This is a genomic window from Stutzerimonas frequens (genome assembly GCF_024448335.1).
GTDB classification, from domain to species: Bacteria; Pseudomonadota; Gammaproteobacteria; order Pseudomonadales; family Pseudomonadaceae; genus Stutzerimonas; species Stutzerimonas frequens.
In genome coordinates, this window is the sequence record NZ_JAMOHM010000004.1 from 1 (window position 1) to 17,109 (window position 17,109).

At 62.3% G+C, this 17,109-nt stretch carries 17 protein-coding genes; 5 read left to right on the plus strand and 12 right to left on the minus strand.

Annotated features, from left to right (window positions below; translation table 11 throughout):
* Window positions 1-141 precede the first annotated feature (141 nt).
* From msrQ to NAO55_RS06930, 6 genes are all read right to left on the minus strand, one after another.
* Window positions 142-765: a protein-methionine-sulfoxide reductase heme-binding subunit MsrQ gene (msrQ, locus tag NAO55_RS06905; RefSeq protein ID WP_102838500.1), complete on the minus strand. Its 624-nt coding sequence runs from the start codon at window positions 763-765 to the stop codon at window positions 142-144.
* Window positions 765-1,772, minus strand: coding sequence for a protein-methionine-sulfoxide reductase catalytic subunit MsrP (gene msrP / locus NAO55_RS06910; RefSeq protein ID WP_102838501.1), 1,008 nt, complete (start codon window positions 1,770-1,772; stop codon window positions 765-767). The genes msrQ and msrP overlap by 1 nt, the downstream gene beginning before the upstream one ends.
* Before the next feature lie 54 nt (window positions 1,773-1,826).
* Complete coding sequence (pssA, locus tag NAO55_RS06915) at window positions 1,827-2,666, minus strand: CDP-diacylglycerol--serine O-phosphatidyltransferase (protein ID WP_063540400.1); 840 nt, start codon at window positions 2,664-2,666, stop codon at window positions 1,827-1,829.
* A gap of 152 nt (window positions 2,667-2,818) precedes the next feature.
* Complete coding sequence (gene ilvC, locus NAO55_RS06920; RefSeq protein WP_003303406.1) at window positions 2,819-3,835, minus strand: ketol-acid reductoisomerase; 1,017 nt, start codon at window positions 3,833-3,835, stop codon at window positions 2,819-2,821.
* 77 nt (window positions 3,836-3,912) lie between these two features.
* Window positions 3,913-4,404, minus strand: a complete 492-nt coding sequence (ilvN, locus tag NAO55_RS06925; RefSeq protein ID WP_013983830.1) for an acetolactate synthase small subunit — start codon at window positions 4,402-4,404, stop codon at window positions 3,913-3,915.
* Between the two features lie 2 nt (window positions 4,405-4,406).
* Entirely contained in the window at window positions 4,407-6,131 is a 1,725-nt protein-coding gene (locus tag NAO55_RS06930; protein ID WP_063540430.1) for an acetolactate synthase 3 large subunit, read from the minus strand.
* A gap of 406 nt (window positions 6,132-6,537) precedes the next feature.
* On the opposite strand from NAO55_RS06930, the gene NAO55_RS06935 reads away from it, so the two are divergent.
* Window positions 6,538-6,969, plus strand: coding sequence for a DUF4124 domain-containing protein (locus NAO55_RS06935; protein WP_102838502.1), 432 nt, complete (start codon window positions 6,538-6,540; stop codon window positions 6,967-6,969).
* 37 nt (window positions 6,970-7,006) lie between these two features.
* On the opposite strand, the gene NAO55_RS06940 is transcribed toward NAO55_RS06935, so the two are convergent.
* The 3 genes from NAO55_RS06940 to mrcB all read right to left on the minus strand — a co-directional run bounded on the left by NAO55_RS06940 (window position 7,007) and on the right by mrcB (window position 10,416).
* Complete coding sequence (locus NAO55_RS06940; RefSeq protein WP_102838503.1) at window positions 7,007-7,333, minus strand: YqcC family protein; 327 nt, start codon at window positions 7,331-7,333, stop codon at window positions 7,007-7,009.
* On the minus strand, window positions 7,333-8,037 hold the full coding sequence (locus NAO55_RS06945) for a tetratricopeptide repeat protein (protein ID WP_102839643.1): 705 nt from the start codon (window positions 8,035-8,037) through the stop codon (window positions 7,333-7,335). Before NAO55_RS06945 ends, NAO55_RS06940 begins: the two co-directional genes overlap by 1 nt.
* 66 nt (window positions 8,038-8,103) lie before the next feature.
* Window positions 8,104-10,416: a penicillin-binding protein 1B gene (gene mrcB / locus NAO55_RS06950; protein ID WP_102838504.1), complete on the minus strand. Its 2,313-nt coding sequence runs from the start codon at window positions 10,414-10,416 to the stop codon at window positions 8,104-8,106.
* Between the two features lie 159 nt (window positions 10,417-10,575).
* Here mrcB and NAO55_RS06955 point away from each other — a divergent pair, with 159 nt between their 5' ends.
* The 4 genes from NAO55_RS06955 to NAO55_RS06970 all read left to right on the plus strand — a co-directional run bounded on the left by NAO55_RS06955 (window position 10,576) and on the right by NAO55_RS06970 (window position 14,183).
* Window positions 10,576-12,138, plus strand: coding sequence for a bifunctional aminoglycoside phosphotransferase/ATP-binding protein (locus NAO55_RS06955; RefSeq protein WP_102839644.1), 1,563 nt, complete (start codon window positions 10,576-10,578; stop codon window positions 12,136-12,138).
* A gap of 72 nt (window positions 12,139-12,210) precedes the next feature.
* Complete coding sequence (locus NAO55_RS06960; protein WP_102838505.1) at window positions 12,211-12,993, plus strand: class I SAM-dependent methyltransferase; 783 nt, start codon at window positions 12,211-12,213, stop codon at window positions 12,991-12,993.
* Window positions 12,994-13,011: 18 nt separating this feature from the next.
* The gene (locus NAO55_RS06965; RefSeq protein WP_063540405.1) at window positions 13,012-13,275 is read left to right on the plus strand and encodes a TfoX/Sxy family protein; all 264 of its coding nucleotides are present in this window, start codon (window positions 13,012-13,014) and stop codon (window positions 13,273-13,275) included.
* Window positions 13,276-13,385: 110 nt separating this feature from the next.
* Window positions 13,386-14,183 carry a Crp/Fnr family transcriptional regulator gene (locus NAO55_RS06970; protein WP_102838506.1) on the plus strand — a complete coding sequence of 266 codons (798 nt, stop codon included), beginning with the start codon at window positions 13,386-13,388 and terminating at the stop codon, window positions 14,181-14,183.
* A 219-nt stretch (window positions 14,184-14,402) separates the two neighbouring features.
* Here the strand turns inward: NAO55_RS06970 and NAO55_RS06975 are convergent, their stop codons facing one another.
* Genes NAO55_RS06975 through NAO55_RS06985 form a run of 3 tightly spaced genes read right to left on the minus strand, consistent with a single transcriptional unit; the run spans window position 14,403 to window position 17,103 of the window.
* The gene (locus tag NAO55_RS06975) at window positions 14,403-15,287 is read right to left on the minus strand and encodes a ChaN family lipoprotein (protein ID WP_102838507.1); all 885 of its coding nucleotides are present in this window, start codon (window positions 15,285-15,287) and stop codon (window positions 14,403-14,405) included.
* A gap of 11 nt (window positions 15,288-15,298) precedes the next feature.
* Window positions 15,299-16,066 carry a heme ABC transporter ATP-binding protein gene (locus NAO55_RS06980; protein ID WP_102838508.1) on the minus strand — a complete coding sequence of 256 codons (768 nt, stop codon included), beginning with the start codon at window positions 16,064-16,066 and terminating at the stop codon, window positions 15,299-15,301.
* Window positions 16,066-17,103 carry a FecCD family ABC transporter permease gene (locus tag NAO55_RS06985; RefSeq protein WP_102838509.1) on the minus strand — a complete coding sequence of 346 codons (1,038 nt, stop codon included), beginning with the start codon at window positions 17,101-17,103 and terminating at the stop codon, window positions 16,066-16,068. The genes NAO55_RS06980 and NAO55_RS06985 overlap by 1 nt, the downstream gene beginning before the upstream one ends.
* Between the last annotated feature and the right edge of the window lie 6 nt (window positions 17,104-17,109).

Consider the following 17,109-nt stretch of genomic DNA (forward strand, 5'->3'; position numbering starts at 1 on the left):
TCAGCGTGGCGCATTCTACTCGAATCCGCCACCAGTGCAACCCTTTTATCTAGCTAACCTTTTGATTTGCAAGAGGTTTTGCTTGAGGACTGCGCTGGAAGTGGTGCGCATTATAGGGGCCTGAAAACAGCCGTCAACCGTTTATTTCGGTTTTGTTGCAACCTTCCCCGTTTGAGTACGAAGTCGCCCTAAAACAGAGGCCAACACAGGGAGCCGTAGAACAAGCAGGATCGCAGCTACGCCGGCATAAAAAGCCCATCTGCCAGCGTCGGCACGTACAATCCAAAGCATATGTATCAACACCACAATGACGATGACGTAGATCAGTCGATGCAGGGTTTTCCAGCGCTTACCGAGACGCCGCATGCTCCATCTAGAGGAGGTAGCGGCCAGCGCGGTGAGCCCAAGCAATCCGAGCATCCCGACAAGAATATAAGGGCGTTCGCTCAACTCCTCAGGCAAACGCGAGAATTCAGCACCCAGCAGGAAGAAAAGATAACTGGCGAGATGCAGCAATGCATAGCTGAAGCACCAGAGCCCAAGTTGGCGACGTACGGCAAGCCAACCGGCCCAACCCGTCACCCGCTGCAGGGGCGTCATGGCAAGCGTTAGAAGCAAGAGGACCAGCGCGCCCTGCCCCAGGTTATCCACCAAAACCTTTCCAGGGTCAGGTCCCAACGCAAACGTCCAGGCGAGATATAGCCAGTACAAAGGTACGCTGGCGGCGCATAGGAACACACCCAGCCGCCACAATGGGTAACGCATCAGTAGTCCTTGCTGAGATCCATCGAAGCGTACAAGCCTGCCACCTGATCGGCATAGCCGTTGAACAGCTGGGTCTCCCGGACGTTGGGGCGGAACAGGCTCCCAGGAAGCCGCCGCTCACGAGCCTGAGACCAACGCGGATGGGAGACCTGTGGGTTGACGTTGGCGTAGAACCCATACTCCTCAGGAGCCATCGACTGCCAGGTGGTGGTCGGCTGCTCACTTACAAAGCTGATTCGCACGATCGATTTGATGCTCTTGAAGCCGTACTTCCACGGCACGACTAGCCGTAATGGCGCCCCATTCTGATTCGGCAATACCCGCCCATACATGCCAACGGCGAGCAGGCTGAGCGGATGCATCGCCTCATCCATGCGCAACCCTTCGACATACGGCCAATCGATCAATGCAAAGCTGGAACGCGTGCCACGCATCTCGTCGGGCCGGTAAGCCGTTTCGAAGCGTACAAACTTTGCTGCCGAAAGGGGGCGAACCCTCCGAATCAGGTCGCCCAACGGAAAACCTAGCCAGGGAATCACCATCGACCAGGCCTCCACACAACGCAGACGATAGATCCGCTCCTCGAGCTGCCCTTCCGCAAAAAGATCCTCGAGCGAATAGCGTCCTGGCTTTTCGACTGCGCCATCAATCAGCACCGTCCACGGCTCGACTTTCAACTCGCCGGCGTAGCGCGCCGGGTCGCCCTTGTTGGGGCCGAACTCATAAAAGTTGTTGTACTGCGTGGCGTCCCCATACGGAGTGATGGCTTCGTCTTCCTGGACGACAGCGCGCCAACGGGTATCGCTCAGTTTGCCAACAAACCAAGGAGAGGCTGGCGCATCGGGGACGCCGGGGTACTGCTCGGATGCCGGGGCCAGAGAGGGCAACCCCAAAGCCGCCCCGGCAATTGCTGCCCTCTGAATGAAGCGACGCCGACTTCGATAGACCGTCTCCGTCGTCACCTCAGATTCACGGCACGTACCGGAAGGGGGGATTCTAATCAGCATGAGTAGCTCCGCGTATCGGCTCTGAACGAGCAATACGCGCAGCCAGATCGAAAATCAACCCTCGACGCGCTTACGCCGACGCAGCTGCATCAGGTACTGAACCGGGCCGGAAACCGCATATGCGAGGAAGATAAGCAAGAGGATACGAGGCGGGTCGCTGAATACCACTGCAAACACCAGGACCACGACCAAAATCGCAACGAAGGGAACCCGCCCTTTCAAGTCCAGATCCTTGAAGCTGTAGTACTTGATATTGCTGACCATCAGCAGACCGGCAGCCGCGACCATCAGCGCAAAGAGCATGACCAGCACCAGCGGCAGATCGACGCCACGAATACCGGCATCATCGAGCGCCCAAACGGCCCAGACCCAACCGGCTACGACGCCCGCCGCGGCCGGACTCGCCAACCCAATGAACCAGCGCTTGTCCACCTTGCCGATCTGCGTATTGAAACGCGCCAGACGCAGCGCCGCGCAGGCAACGTAGATAAAGGCGACGGTGAGCCCAACGTTGCCGAGCTCCGAAAGCGCCCACTCGTATGCGAGTACCGCAGGCGCCAGACCGAAAGCCACCATATCTGACAGCGAGTCGTATTCCGCGCCGAAAGCACTCTGCGTATTGGTCAGGCGCGCAACGCGTCCGTCCAGACTATCGAGCACCATCGCGACGAAGACCGTCGCCGCGGCCACATAGAAATTGCCATTGATCGCCGTGATGATCGAGAAGAACCCAGCGAAGAGGTTGGCAGTGGTGAACAGGTTCGGTAGCAGGTAGATGCCCCGGTGGCGTACCTTGCGGCCGTCAGCCTCCTGGGTTTCCTCCACATGCTCGTCGATCGGCAGAATGCTTTCTGGCTCGACTGGCTTGTTCGGCTCTTCGGATTGTCCACTCATGCGCATTCACCTTCTACAACAGGTACGGATAGATTTCGACCAGATCGACACACTCGCGGTTCAGCCTGGCCAAAGCCGCGATTTATAACAGAAGCCGGGGAACAGAATGAAAAAACGCGGCCGTAGCCGCGTTTCTTGAGCAGAAAAACCGATCAGTTCTTGCTCTTGTCAACGATCTTGTTCGCAGCGATCCAAGGCATCATCGCGCGCAGCTTCTCGCCGACCACTTCGATGCCATGGGCCGCATTGTTACGACGGTAGGCCGTCATGGACGGATAGTTGGCGGCACCTTCAGTGATGAACATCTTGGCGTATTCGCCGTCCTGAATGCGCTTCAGGGCATTACGCATGGCGGCGCGGGACTCGGCGTTGATCACTTCAGGACCGGTCACGTACTCGCCGTACTCGGCGTTGTTGGAGATCGAGTAGTTCATGTTGGCGATGCCGCCTTCGAACATCAGATCGACGATCAACTTCAGCTCATGCAGGCACTCGAAGTAGGCCATTTCCGGCGCGTAGCCAGCTTCGACCAGGGTTTCGAAGCCGGCCTTGACCAGCTCGACGCAACCGCCACAGAGAACGGCCTGCTCGCCGAACAGGTCGGTTTCGGTTTCGTCCTTGAAGGTGGTTTCGATGATGCCGGTACGGCCACCGCCGACGCCGCAGGCGTAGGACAGTGCGACGTTACGGGCATTGCCGGAAGCGTCCTGGTAGATCGCGATCAGGTCGGGAATGCCGCCGCCCTTGACGAACTCGGAACGCACGGTGTGACCCGGCGCTTTCGGAGCGATCATGATCACGTCCAGATCGGCACGCGGCACGACCTGGTTGTAGTGAATGGAGAAGCCGTGAGCGAAGGCCAGGGTCGCGCCCTGCTTCAGGTTTGGCTCGATCTCGTCCTTGTACAGGCGGCCCTGAAACTCGTCCGGGGTCAGGATCATTACCAGATCGGCAGCGGCAACGGCGGCCGGAACGTCACTGACCTTCAGGCCATGGGCCTCGGCCTTGGCAATGGAAGAGGAACCCGGACGCAGACCGACGGTGACGTCGACGCCGGAATCCTTCAGGTTGCATGCGTGCGCGTGACCCTGGGAACCGTAACCGATGATGGCGACCTTCTTGCCCTGGATGATGGAGAGGTCGCAGTCTTTATCGTAAGAAACCTTCATGAATTACCCCTGTTGCCGGCCTCGTGGGCCATTCGATAAAACGTTGCTGACTGACGAGACGACGTGTCCGGCAGTCGTTAGATACTCAGCACTTTGTCGCCGCGAGAGATTCCGGTGACACCGCTGCGCACAACCTCGAGGATCGAGGCTGTACCAATGGCCTGGATGAAGCTGTCCAATTTGTCACTGGTTCCGGCCAGCTGAATGGTATAGACGCTGGTGGTCACGTCGACGATCTGCCCACGGAAGATGTCGGTGGTGCGCTTGACTTCGGCGCGCTGAGCGCCGGTGGCCTTGACCTTGATCAGCATCAGTTCGCGCTCGATATGGGCGCTCTCCGACAGGTCGACCAGCTTGACCACTTCCACCAGCTTGTTGAGGTTCTTGGTGATCTGCTCGATCACTTCCTCGTGCCCTACCGTGGTCAACGTGAGACGCGACAGGGTCGGGTCTTCGGTCGGTGCCACGGTGAGGCTTTCGATGTTGTAGTTGCGTTGCGAAAACAGGCCGACCACACGAGACAGCGCACCCGGTTCGTTTTCCATCAGCAGGGAAATGATATGTCTCATGATCAGGTACGCTCCGTCTTGCTCAGCCACATGTCACGCATCGCGCCATCCTTGATCTGCATTGGATAGACATGCTCGGCGGTGTCGACGGCGATATCCAGGAAGACCAGGCGGTCCTTCATGGCGAACGCCTCTTCCATCATCGGCTTGAGATCTTTGAGATCGGTGATGCGCATGCCGACGTGCCCGTAGGCCTCGGCCAACTTGACGAAGTCGGGCAGCGATTCCATGTAGGAATGCGAGTAGCGACTGTTGTACACCATGTCCTGCCATTGGCGGACCATGCCCAGCGCACCGTTGTTGAGGTTGATGATCTTCACCGGCAGGTCGTACTGCAGGCAGGTGGACAGTTCCTGGATGTTCATCTGGATGCTGCCCTCACCGGTCACCACCGCGACATCGGCTTCGGGGAAATTCAGCTTCACGCCCATGGCTGCCGGCAGACCAAAGCCCATGGTGCCGAGGCCGCCCGAATTGAGCCAGCGGTTGGGCTTGTCGAACTTGTAGTACTGGCAGGCGAACATCTGATGCTGACCAACGTCCGAGGCTACATAAGCCTCGCCCTTGGTCACTTCGCAGAGCACCTCGATGGCGGCCTGCGGCTTGATGATCGAACCATCGCCCTCGTTGTAGGGGAACAGCCGGCCATTGCCGCGCCACTCGTCGATCTGCTTCCACCAGCTGGCCACGGTCTCGGCATTCGGCGCCTGGCCGATCTCCTTGACGATGGCGACCATCTCGGTGAGCACGCTGTCCACCGGACCGACAATCGGGATATCCGCCTTGATGGTCTTGGAGATGGATGCCGGGTCGATATCGATGTGGATGATCTTGGCGTTCGGACAGAACTTGGTCGCGCCGTTGATCACGCGGTCATCGAAACGCGCACCGACCGCGAGGATCACATCGGAGTGATGCATCGCCAGGTTGGCGGTGTAGCTGCCGTGCATGCCGAGCATGCCGACGAACTGGCGGTCGCTGCCCGGAAAGCACCCCAGGCCCATCAGGGTGTTAGTCACCGGCAGGTTGAGCATCTTCGCCAGCTCGGTCAGTTGCGCCGAAGCCTTGCCCAGGACCACACCGCCACCGGCGTAGATAATTGGCCGCTTGGCGCCCAGCAGCAATTCCGCTGCCTTGCGAATCTGGCCGGAATGCCCACGCACGGCCGGGCTGTACGAACGCAACTTGGCCTTCTTCGGGTAGACGTACTCGAATTTCTCGGCCGGGTTGGTCATATCCTTCGGGATATCGATGACAACCGGCCCTGGACGCCCGGACTCGGCGAGATAGAAGGCCTTCTTCATCACTTCGGGAATTTCCGAAGGATGCTTGATCATGAAGCTGTGCTTAACGATCGGACGGGAGATGCCGATCATGTCGGTTTCCTGGAAGGCATCGGTGCCGACCATGGTGCTGGGCACCTGACCGGAGATGACCACCATCGGGATCGAGTCCATGAAGGCAGTGGCGATACCAGTGATGGCATTGGTCGCCCCGGGACCGGAGGTCACCAGCACCACGCCGGCCTTGCCGGTCGCGCGCGCATAGCCATCGGCCATGTGCGTGGCGGCCTGCTCGTGACGAACCAGGATATGTTCGATGGCCTTTTCCTTGAAAAGCGCATCGTAGATATGCAGAACGGCACCGCCCGGGTACCCGTAGATGTACTTAACGCCTTCGTCACGCAGGGAGCGGACGACCATTTCAGCGCCGGATAAGAGTTCCACGTTGTTCACCTCTGAACGCCAGATAGCGGTCCAAGCCGGAGCCGCCAGAAATAGGTTTACTGCCAACAGGGCATGAGCGACGGTGGTCGCCGACTACGTCAGCCACTGATTGAGCCAGTATCGGAAGAGTCCCTGGTGTCGCGGGCTCTCCACCCAGCGCGAGGTAACGCGTTGCGGGTGATGCAGGTCGGCGCGGGTAGCACCTCATGTCTGTCTAGACTGAGCCGGTATCGCTTGCGGCGAGGCGACTCAGGACAGCAAGCCTCGGATTGTTCGGATTCGGCACCCGCAAGTCAAGCCTGCCGTTACGTTTCAGCCAACCTCGAGCTGTGACGGCGCGCAGAAGTACGCCCTCGGCTTTTGGGTATAGTGGAGGCCGTTTTCCGATCCTGATGAAGGTAACAGCATGCGATTGACGGTTCTTGCGAGCGGCCTGGCACTGGCGCTTTGCGGCAATGCCATGGCCGCGCAGGTGTACAAATGGGTGGATGCCCAGGGCGTGACGCACTTTGGCGCCCAGCCGCCGCAGGGGCAGCAGGTGGAAACTGTTAATACCGTGGTTGCGCCAGGCAAATCCGTAGCAGCGCCGGCACCGTCCTCGCAGGAAAAAAGCGAGCCCGATCAGCAAAGCATCGACCGCAAGGTGAAACAGCAGGTCGCCGAGCAGGAGGCCGAGCGCAAGCGTTACTGCGAAACCATGCGCACGAACCTGGCCCAGCTGCAGAACAACCCACGCGTGCGAGTCGAAGAGAATGGTGAAACGCGGCGAATCACCGAAGAGGAACGTCAGGCGCGGATAACGGAAACCCGCGACAAGATCGCGGAAAACTGCAACTGATCCATCATCCGATCGACTGGCGCCGCCAAGCGCGGCGTCAGGACGACGACGCTTCGATCAGGGTGTCGAAGCCGCGCAAGGCCTCCAGCAGCGTAGCCACCTGGGACTCACGATAGACCACTTCGGCCATTGCGCAGATACCGGACGCAGCGGGCAACGGCTGATCCGCCTCGACGATCACCTTCATTCGCGGCAGGAAGATCCACTGTAGCCATTGCTCGAAACGCAGCGTGTCGACGCAGAACGGCTCCACACTAGCCAGGGCTTCCGGAGCCGGCGAATCCACACTCCACAACCCCAGCAGCCGCAGCTCACGCTCGATCAGCAGCAACTGCTGCGCGATCGCCGGAAGCCGACTATCCATCACAGACTGACCTTGGCGCGCTCACGCGCCTGAGCGGCACCGGCGCTGTCGCCCTGCCGTTCGCGCGCCTGGGCGATCAGCTCCCAGAGGCTGGCCTGGAGCGCTGGCCGCCCGCTGGCATAGCTCAACGCCCGGCGCGACAGCTGCTCGGCCTGAGTCGCATCGCCCTGGGCCAGGCGGACCTGAGCCAAACGGTAGAGCACCTGCGGCTCGCGCGGAGCGATACGCTGTGCTCTCTCGAGACTGGAGGCGGCTCCGTTGAGGTCGCCGCCACCCTGTTGTTGCTGTGCTGTCGTCAGCAGCGCAAGAACCGGACCGTCGAGCTGCTCGTCCGCTGCCAGCCCGCTGTTGGATGAAGGAATCCCGCTGGGCATGCTTGGCTGCGGCGTACTGGGCGGTGCGGAAATCGACGGTGCGGGCTGCCAGGTTGGCTGCGTAGCGTCGGATGCACCACTGGACGACGAAAACGGCACATCCGGTGCGGCGAAGGTTTCAAGTGGTGCGGAAGTACCCTGCGGCACCATCACCACCACCCCAGAATCCTCCTGCTGCTGCCTTGGTGTCGCGACCGCGGCTGGCGCGCGGTATCCCTGGCGAGCCGCCACCTCCTCGGAAACGGGAGCGCCTGAGTCCACCACGGGGATCGAGCCACGATCCACTGTCGCGCACCCCTGCACCAGCGTCACCGCTGCAACAACGGCCATCCACTGCTTGTTCACCAATTCAGACCTCTCAACGTAGAACCACGAAGCACGCGACCTCCGCGGCAGTTACTCCAACCAGCCGCGTACCCAATCCATGACCGACTCCGCCGGCGCCTGAATGCCGCAGCCAGGTCCGGGGGCCGGTTCGCTGCCACGAATATAGGGCATCTGCACGGCATCCGGGCAGCGCTCGTCTGTGCCAAGCCCGCTACGGGCATCGACCCAGGCGTAGGCCACATTGTCCGGCACCGGCATCTGCAACGGCAGCGGATCGGCCCTGCGCATGAAGTCGGTCCAGACCTGCAGCGCTCCGGTGGCGCCGGTCAGCGACGTCTTGCCGTTATCGTCACGCCCCAACCAGACCACCGCCAGCACGTCCTGGCTGAAGCCAGCGAACCAGCTGTCACGCGAATCATTGGTGGTGCCGGTCTTGCCAGCCAAATTGAGCGACTGCGGCAGCCGATTGTAAGCCGAGCGCCCAGTACCCTCGCGCATGGCGCGCTGCATGGCGTACTGGGTGAGATAAATAGCGCCCGGGTCAAAACGCTGCTGGATCTGGAACGGATAACGCTTGAGGGGCTCGCCATCGGCAGTCAACACACTGCGAATACCCCGCAGCGGGGTATTGAAACCGCCATTCGCAAGGGTCTGATACATGCCTGCTACCTCGATAGGTTTCAAGCCACCCGCCCCGAGCAACATCGACGGGTAGGCTGGCCACTTCGGCGAGGCACCCAACCGCTCCAGTGTCTTGAGCACATTCGGCACGCCCAGATCGAGCCCGAGCCGTGCCGTCGACAGGTTGTAGGAATTGGCTAGCGCCTGGTACAGGTACACCGTCCCATGCGCCTGACGACCATAGTTCTGAGGCTTCCATACCTGCCCATCGGCGCCCTTCACGGAGAAGGCCTCGTCCTCGAGAAGACTGGTCAGCGTGTACTGGCTGGGCTTCTCCAGCGCGGCCAGGTAGATGGCCGGCTTGATCAGCGAGCCGATCGGACGCGACGCGTCCAGCGCCCGATTGAAGCCGGCGAAACCTGGCTGGCGGCTACCCAGCATGGCCTGGATTTCACCGGTTTCGGGATTAGTGACGATCATCGCGCCCTCGACGCCCTCAGTGGCCTTGCCGAGTCGCTTGAGGGTTTCGCTCATGGCCTGCTCGGCCTTCAGCTGGAGCACCGGATCGAAACTGGTGAAGACGCGCAGGCCCTCTTCGGTGAGGTCCTCGTCCCGATAGTCCTCGCGCAGCTGACGCTTGACCAGGTCTAGGAAGGCCGGATAGGAACTGTCCGCCATGCTGCCGCGCTGGGTTACCCCCAATGGCGCCTGCTTGGCCTTGGCCGCCTCATCGACACTGATGACCTGCTGCTCGGCCAAGAGATCGAGCACCAGATTGCGCCTTTCCAGCGCACGCTCGGGGTTGCGCCGCGGGTTGTAGTAGGTTGGCCCCTTGACCATACCGACCAGCAGCGCCACTTGCGGCAGTTTGAGCTCGGCCAGCGGCTGACCGAAGAAGTACTGGCTGGCCAGTCCGAAACCATGCACGGCGCGACGGCCATCCTGGCCGAGGAAGACCTCGTTCAGGTACGCCTCGAGGATTTCCTGCTTGTCGTAATGCAGCTCCAGCAACACAGCCATCATCGCCTCGGTTGCCTTGCGGCTGAGGCTGCGTTCGTTGGTCAGGTAGAAGTTTTTGACCAGCTGCTGGGTCAGGGTGCTGCCACCCTGGCGAACCTGGCCGGCAGTCAGGTTGACCCAGACGGCGCGAGCGATGGATTTGGGCGACACGCCGAAATGATTGAAGAACTCCCGGTCCTCCACTGCGACCAGCGTTTCCACCAGATAAGGTGGCACCTGGTCCAGCTTGATCAGGATGCGATCTTCGTTGTGCGCCGGATATAGCCCGCCAATCAGCACCGGCTCCAGACGCGCCACAGGCAGGGCGCTACCGTTTGCGCTGCTGAGGCCGGCAACGAAATCGCCGGAGAAGCGGACCCGCAGCCGTTGCGACTGCTCGGCGCCTTCGTAGAACTGGAAGCCGCGGGTGTGCAGTTCAATGTCGTTGCCGGCAACCGAAGCGCCGCCCGGGCCGCTGACCGAGCGCTCGCGCCGATAGCCGAGCGCGTCCAGCTCAGCAAGGAAGTCGTTCTTGTCCAGCTTCTGACCGACGAACAGTTCCAGCGGCCGCGCATAGACCTTTGCCGGAATCGTCCAGCGCTTGCCGGAGAATTTCTCCTGCACGACAGCATCGAGGTAGATGGCGAAACCGGCCAGGATCACCAGACCGACAATGGAGAGCTTGACCGCCCAGCCCAACCAGGGGCGAGCACCACTGGAGCGGCGCTTGGAGCGATTACGAGGGGAGCGAGGTTTAGTCATGGCGGCGCATTATACGCACTTTGCCGCCGCGGATTGACGGCCTCTCAGCGGTTTGCAGCGCAACGCTCAGCGGCCATAATGCCGGCGACTTTCCGACTGTGTGGACTGCTTCGCAGTGGACTCGCACGCCCCGTTCAAGAACTTCGACAAGGAATGACCGTGAGCCAAGCACTGATCGCCGCCCTGCAGAATCCTGCCCTGTATCCGCACCCCACCGAAGGCTTTCGGGTCATCGAAACCCATATCTCCTGGGTCATCCTCACCGGCCAGCACGCCTACAAGATCAAGAAACCGGTGAACTTCGGCTTCCTCGACTTCACCGATTTGTCCGCTCGCAAGCATTTCTGCGAAGAGGAGCTGCGCCTCAACCAGCGCATGGCGCCCGATCTCTACCTGGAAGTGCTGCCCATCAGCGGCTCGCCTGATGCCCCGGTGATCGGTGGCGACGGCCAGCCCTTCGAGTACGCCCTGAAGATGCGCGAGTTCCCGCAGTCCCAGCTGCTGGCCGAGGTCCAGGTCCGCGGCGAGCTGACCGATGCGCATATCGACGCCCTGGCTGAGCAGATCGCCAGCTTCCACCTCAGTACACCGCAGGTACAAGCGGACCATGCGCTGAACAGCGCCGACGCGATCGTCGCACCGATGCGGCAGAACTTCGAACAGATCCGCCCGCTGCTCAGCGAGCCGGAAGACCTGCGCCAGCTGGACGCGCTCGAAGACTGGACCGAAACCAGCATCACGCGCCTGCGCCCGCTGCTCGAACAACGCTGCCAGCAAGGCTTCGTTCGCGAATGCCATGGCGACCTTCACCTGGGCAATGCGACGCTGATCGATGGCAAGGTCGTGCTGTTCGACTGCATCGAGTTCAACGAGCCGTTCCGCCTGATCGATGTCGCCTCGGATGCTGCCTTCCTGGCCATGGATCTTGAGGATCGCGGACTGAAATGCCAGGCCCGACGCTTTATCAATGGCTGGCTGGAACACACCGGCGACTATGCCGCACTGGCCCTGCTCAACCTGTACAAGGCCTATCGTGCACTGGTTCGCGGCAAGGTCAGCCTGTTCCGTCTGTATCAGGAGCAGGACGCCGTGCAGCGCAAGGTAGTCCTGCGCCAGTATCGCGGCTACGCCAACCTTGCCGAAAGCTACAGCGCGATTCCGTCCCGCTTCCTCGCCATCACCCACGGCGTATCGGCCGTTGGCAAGAGCCACGTGGCACTGCGCCTGGTCGAAGCGCTGGGCGCGGTGCGTCTGCGCTCGGATGTCGAGCGCAAGCGTCTGCACGGCGAGCAGCCTCAGGCGCAGGCAGGCCAGCTCGATAGCGGCATCTATAGCCCGCAAGCCAGCGAAGCGACCTACCAGCGCCTGCACCAGCTGGCGACCGGCGCACTGCAAGCCGGCTTCGCCGTGGTCATCGACGCGGCGTACCTGAAGCAGTCGCAACGCCAGGCGGCGTGGCAGGCAGCCGAAGCGACCGGCGTGCCGTTCCTCATCCTCGACTGCGAGGCTCCGGAAGCGGTGATCGCCCAATGGCTCGCCCAGCGTCAGGCCGAAGGCCTTGATCCGTCCGACGCGACGATGGAGGTGGTCCGCGCGCAGCAGGCCAGCCGCGAGCCGCTGAGCGACAGCGAGCGCCTGCACAGCTGCCGGGTCCAGACGCAGGATGCCGGCAGCCTCGACGAACTGGTCGCCAACATCCGCCAGCGCCTGCCGGGGCTCTGACCGTTAGGCACCGTCGCCGGCAGGCCGCGGCGGTGCCTCTATACTCCCGGTATAACGACCGTGGAAATGCCCATGCCTGCCAGCGAACCCCGCCTCTCCGGAGCCGGTGACAGCGTTCAGCTGTTCTCCAGCCGCTCCGATGACTACGCCCGTTACCGTCCGACCTACCCGGAGGCGCTCTTCGCCTGGCTTGCCAGCCAATGCGCCGCTACCGACAGTGCCCTGGACCTGGCCGCCGGCAACGGTCAGGCCAGCCTTCCGCTGACGCGCCACTTCCGTCAGGTGCTGGCCTGCGATGCCAGTGCCGAGCAGCTTGCCGCGGGCGATGGTTGGGCGCACGTGCAGCGTTTCGTCGCCGAGGCAGAGCACCTGCCTCTGCGAAACGGCCTGCTCGACCTGATCGTCGTCGCGCAGGCACTGCATTGGTTCGCCACTCCGGCGTTTTTCGATCAGGCGCGACAAGCGCTGAAGCCCAGCGGACTGTTCTGCGCCTGGTGCTACAGCCTGCTGGAAGTATCTCCGGATGTGGACGCGATCATTAATCACCTCTACCACGAAACGCTTGCTGGCTACTGGCCTGCCGGTCGTGCCAGCGTCGACGCCGGCTATCGAGATATCCGGCCACCGTTCGCATGCATCGACACGCCGCCCTTCGCCCTTGAAGCACAGTGGAATCTCGGCGAGCTGTTGGGCTACTTGCGCACCTGGTCAGCCGTCAAACAATGGCAACGGCAACACGGCCGGGACCCCATCGAGCTGCACGAACCTCAAATTCTCTCGGCCTGGGGCCCACCCGATCAGCGGCGCCCAGTCCGCTGGCCGCTACACTTCCTTACAGGCTTCCCCAACCGCTAGCAATGCAAGGACGCCGCCATGCACGACGAACTGCTATCGCTCCGCAATCTCGGCAAGACCTCGGTTCAGTGGCTGCACGCTTCGGGCATTCACACAAGGGATGACCTGCGGCGGCTCGGCTCGGTCAGCTCCTATCGAGCAGTCAAGGCGCGCGGCTTTGCTGCGTCCAAGGTTCTGCTCTATGCCATTGAAGGCGCACTGCGTGACGTGCCCTGGCAGCAACTACCGTCCCCGCTGAAGGACGAGCTGAATCGGAACCTGAGCAACGAGCCCGACAACTAGAGCTAGCTCACAACCTCCGCTCGGCACGATTTACTCGCTCGCGCGACCGGGCCTATTGTGCATCAACGTGACCCTGCCAATCGTCTGCCGCTCGTTCAAGGATTACCGACATGTATCTACTCGGGGAACAACCGGCGTATGCCGATCGCCTGATCAGCCGCCTGCAAGCCATCCCCAGCCAGCTGCTGGAGGGCCTGCAACCATCAGGCCCCAATCTCGACATCAAACACACCGACGACCTTTGCGCGGAGCTGCCGCCCCAGCAGCTGTTCGTGATCGAGACCGGCCTGCTGCATGCGGTGATCGACGGCAAACCACTGTTCTATCTGCAGGAAGGCGACTTGATCGGCCTGCGCCAGGCCGCCGACTTGCCCGAATGCCGCTACAGCAGCGACGAGCCCGTCACACTGGTGCCCTACTCGCGCAACGCGGTGTTTCAGCACGTTCATGGCGACACGCATCGGCAGGAACTCTTCACGCAATACCTGATCGGTCACACCGCTCTGCTCGGCGACGCGCTGGCACGCCTGAAGCAACCGGAAATCCGCCCGGCAACGGGGTTCAAGCATTTCGCGGTAGGCGAGGAACTCATTCGTCAGGGCGATGAGGCGGACAACGTATTCATCATCATCGAAGGCCACGCGGACGCTATCGTCGACGGACAGAAGGTCGGCGACGTCCAGAAGGACGAGATCTTCGGCGCCATGGCGGTGTTCACTCGCGAGCGCCGCAGCGCAACGGTGGTCGCCAGCGAGCCATGCACGGTCATGGTGATTCCCAAGGAACAGTTCCTCGGCCTGACGCAAAGCAACCCGCGCATCGCCCACAGCCTGATCGAGAGCATGGCCCGACGCATCGACCTGCTGAACAAGGAAGTCACTCACCTGCGGGTCAATGTCGCCGTCTAGCGATCCGCTCGTCGCGGCCGCATATATTTTTACGAATGCCTGTTGACGTAGAAATGAGAATTGTTATTATTATCGCAACTGATCGCGAGGTCAGCCGATAGCTGAAGGCTCAGGCAGTCGATCCTTCAGGTTATCTCCTCATCAGGCTAATCACGGTTTTGACCCGGCTCTGCCGGGTCTTTTTTTGCCTGTCTTCTGCTGGCGGCAGATAAGGCAGCGCTATTTGCCGCGCTGCCGCAGTTGCTCGCAATGATCCTGCTCTGGTTGTGCCGGTGTATACCAGACGAAGTCTGCCTGCTCGGCGGATACCCTCTCGCCGACCTCGGCAAGCATCAGCACCGTGACAGGCATGTCTGCCAGATCCTCGATATGCAGCGGCACCCCAAGGTCACGCCGCACATGGAACGCCCCCGCCAGCAGCATCGCGGGCTTTGGCGCTGCGAGCAGACGTTCGGCCATGCGTCGATCTCGCTGCTGTTGCACCGCCAGCATCGCCGGAAGCTGACTTGCCGGCAGCATGCCGCAATGCGAGGTTTCGATCTGCGCGAGCAGAGCATCCCTCACCGTGGTCGTTGCCGAAGCGCGCCCCTGCAAGCGGGGAGCGGCCCGGTAGATGGACATGATCTCGTCGCGTCCGAGATTTGCCTGCAACAGCGGATAGGACTGCATCAGCGCATGGCTGACCAAAGGCCCGTAGAGGTTCCAGTCCCAGCCCTTCTGCCAGTCCAACGCCTGGGCAAGATCGCCCGGCGCATGGCCCGCGCGAAGGTTTCGACGCACACTGTCGACACGCGCCTGCTGGCCGGGCTCGAGCATTTCCAGCAGCAGGCTGCCGTGCGGGCGTTGCTGCTCCAGCGCCTGCAGCAGCCAGAGCTGCAGCGCATGGTGATCGGGGTTGTCGTGGCGCTCGCCGACCAGCAGGGCCTCGCTGTCCTGCAACCTGGCGACGAGCTGAGCCGGGGTCAGCACAGCGTCATTGCGCAGATCGACGATAAGGCCGAGATCGGCGTGGTCCCGGCCTTCCGGACCCTGCCACTCAGGTAGCGGTGGCAGTACGCTACAAGCGCTCAGCAAGACCACTGTCAATAAAACGATGATGCGCACCACAGACCTCCTCAACGGGCGATGACCAGGGGGTGACCTCGTTCCGGATGCCGCTGGACCAGCACATCCAGGCCGAACACGGCTTGCAGCGGCGCCTCGCGCAACACCTCGTCCGGCGCGCCGGCGATCTGTGCGCGACCGTTCTTGAGCAGCAACAGCCGATCACAGTAACGGGCAGCCAGATTCAGGTCATGCAGGATCACCAGTGCGGCGCCGCCCTGCTCGGCGAAACGCCGAACCGCCTGGAGGATGCTGTGCTGATGTGCCGGGTCGAGCATCGAGGTGGGCTCGTCGAGCAGCAGCACGCTGCCCTCGTCCCCCGGCCAGAGCTGCGCCAGCACTCGGGCCAGATGCACCCGCTGACGCTCGCCACCGGACAGCCGCAGATAGCTGCGCCCGGCCAGATGCTGCGCATCCGCGGCCTGGAGTGCAGCGGCCACGATGCGAGCATCAGCCTGACGGCCGCTGCAATGCGGCAGGCGCCCCATCGCGACCACATCTTCGACCTGGAAGGCAAAGCTCAGCGTCGAACTCTGCGGCAATACCGCTAGGCAACGCGCCCGCTCGCGATCCGACCAGTCGTCAAGCGCTCGCCCATGCAGCATGACCTGCCCTCTGGCGGTTTTCAGCTCGCCGGACAGAGCCTCCAGCAAGGTGCTCTTGCCCGCTCCGTTCGGGCCGAGCACACCCGACACCTGTCCCGCCTGCAAGCGCAGAGAAACCCCATCCAGCGCCGTGATGGCGCCACGCCTTACCGTCAGATCGCTGCCGACCAGCATCAAACACGCTCCCGGAGCAGCAGGAACAGAAAGAACGGCGCGCCTAGCAGCGCCGTGACGATGCCGATCGGCAACTCGGCAGGCGCGATCACCAGCCGCGCGGCGACATCCGCCAGCAACAGCAGGGTGGCGCCGGCGAGGGCCGAGGCCGGCAGCAGCAGCCGATGATCCGGCCCCACCAGCAGACGCATCAGATGCGGGACGACCAGGCCGACGAAGCCGATCAGGCCCGCGGCAGCAACGGCGGCGCCGACACCCAGCGCGGTACAGACCACCAGCTCGCGCTTGATGCGCTCGACGTCGAAACCCAAATGGCGCGCCTCGGATTCGCCTAGCAAGAGTGCATTCAATGCCGTTGCGCGGCGTGGCAGCCAACAGCCGACGGCAAGCGTGATCAGCAACAGCGGCCATAGCCCCGCGTAGCTGGCGCCGTTCAGGCTGCCGAGATTCCAGAAGGTCAGTGAGCGCAACGTGGTGTCGTCGGCAAGATAGGTGAACAGGCCGACAATGGCACCGGCCAGTGCGGTCAGGGCGATACCCGCCAACAGCATGGTGGCGACGCGGGTCTGCCCGTCGCGCCGCCCCAGCCGATACACCAGCAAGGTCACCGCGAGGCCCCCAAGGAAGGCGAACATGGACAGCACATAGGGCTGCCAGACCTGCGGCAGCGCGGGCACGAAGGTGCTGCCGACGATCGCGGCAGCCGCACCGAGCGCGGCGCCGCTGGACACCCCGACGAGCCCGGGATCGGCCAAGGGGTTGCGAAAGAGTCCCTGCATCGCCACGCCGCACAGGGCCAGCACGGCACCTGCGGCGCAGCCGAGCAGCGTACGCGGCAGCCGGATCTGGCCCAGGATCAACTCTGCCTGCTGCAGACCATCATGTCCGATCGGCAGTCCCAGCAGGCGCAGCGCCGCCAGCGCAGTGTCGTCCAGCGCCAGGCTCAACGGACCCAGCGCCAACGACAGCCAGACGGCCGCCAGCAACAGCACGCTGAGTACGACAAACAGAATACGTACAGGAACCCGAGTGCCCATCAGGGA

What these genes read in the sequence shown, in the direction of transcription:
- msrQ (WP_102838500.1), bottom strand. Translation starts at nt 765, where the DNA reads ATGCGTTACCCATTGTGGCGGCTGGGTGTGTTCCTATGCGCCGCCAGC.
- msrP (WP_102838501.1), bottom strand. Translation starts at nt 1,772, where the DNA reads ATGCTGATTAGAATCCCCCCTTCCGGTACGTGCCGTGAATCTGAGGTG.
- pssA (WP_063540400.1), bottom strand. Translation starts at nt 2,666, where the DNA reads ATGAGTGGACAATCCGAAGAGCCGAACAAGCCAGTCGAGCCAGAAAGC.
- ilvC (WP_003303406.1), bottom strand. Translation starts at nt 3,835, where the DNA reads ATGAAGGTTTCTTACGATAAAGACTGCGACCTCTCCATCATCCAGGGC.
- ilvN (WP_013983830.1), bottom strand. Translation starts at nt 4,404, where the DNA reads ATGAGACATATCATTTCCCTGCTGATGGAAAACGAACCGGGTGCGCTG.
- NAO55_RS06935 (WP_102838502.1), top strand. Translation starts at nt 6,538, where the DNA reads ATGCGATTGACGGTTCTTGCGAGCGGCCTGGCACTGGCGCTTTGCGGC.
- NAO55_RS06940 (WP_102838503.1), bottom strand. Translation starts at nt 7,333, where the DNA reads ATGGATAGTCGGCTTCCGGCGATCGCGCAGCAGTTGCTGCTGATCGAG.
- NAO55_RS06945 (WP_102839643.1), bottom strand. Translation starts at nt 8,037, where the DNA reads ATGGCCGTTGTTGCAGCGGTGACGCTGGTGCAGGGGTGCGCGACAGTG.
- mrcB (WP_102838504.1), bottom strand. Translation starts at nt 10,416, where the DNA reads ATGACTAAACCTCGCTCCCCTCGTAATCGCTCCAAGCGCCGCTCCAGT.
- NAO55_RS06960 (WP_102838505.1), top strand. Translation starts at nt 12,211, where the DNA reads ATGCCTGCCAGCGAACCCCGCCTCTCCGGAGCCGGTGACAGCGTTCAG.
- NAO55_RS06965 (WP_063540405.1), top strand. Translation starts at nt 13,012, where the DNA reads ATGCACGACGAACTGCTATCGCTCCGCAATCTCGGCAAGACCTCGGTT.
- NAO55_RS06970 (WP_102838506.1), top strand. Translation starts at nt 13,386, where the DNA reads ATGTATCTACTCGGGGAACAACCGGCGTATGCCGATCGCCTGATCAGC.
- NAO55_RS06980 (WP_102838508.1), bottom strand. Translation starts at nt 16,066, where the DNA reads ATGCTGGTCGGCAGCGATCTGACGGTAAGGCGTGGCGCCATCACGGCG.
- NAO55_RS06985 (WP_102838509.1), bottom strand. Translation starts at nt 17,103, where the DNA reads ATGGGCACTCGGGTTCCTGTACGTATTCTGTTTGTCGTACTCAGCGTG.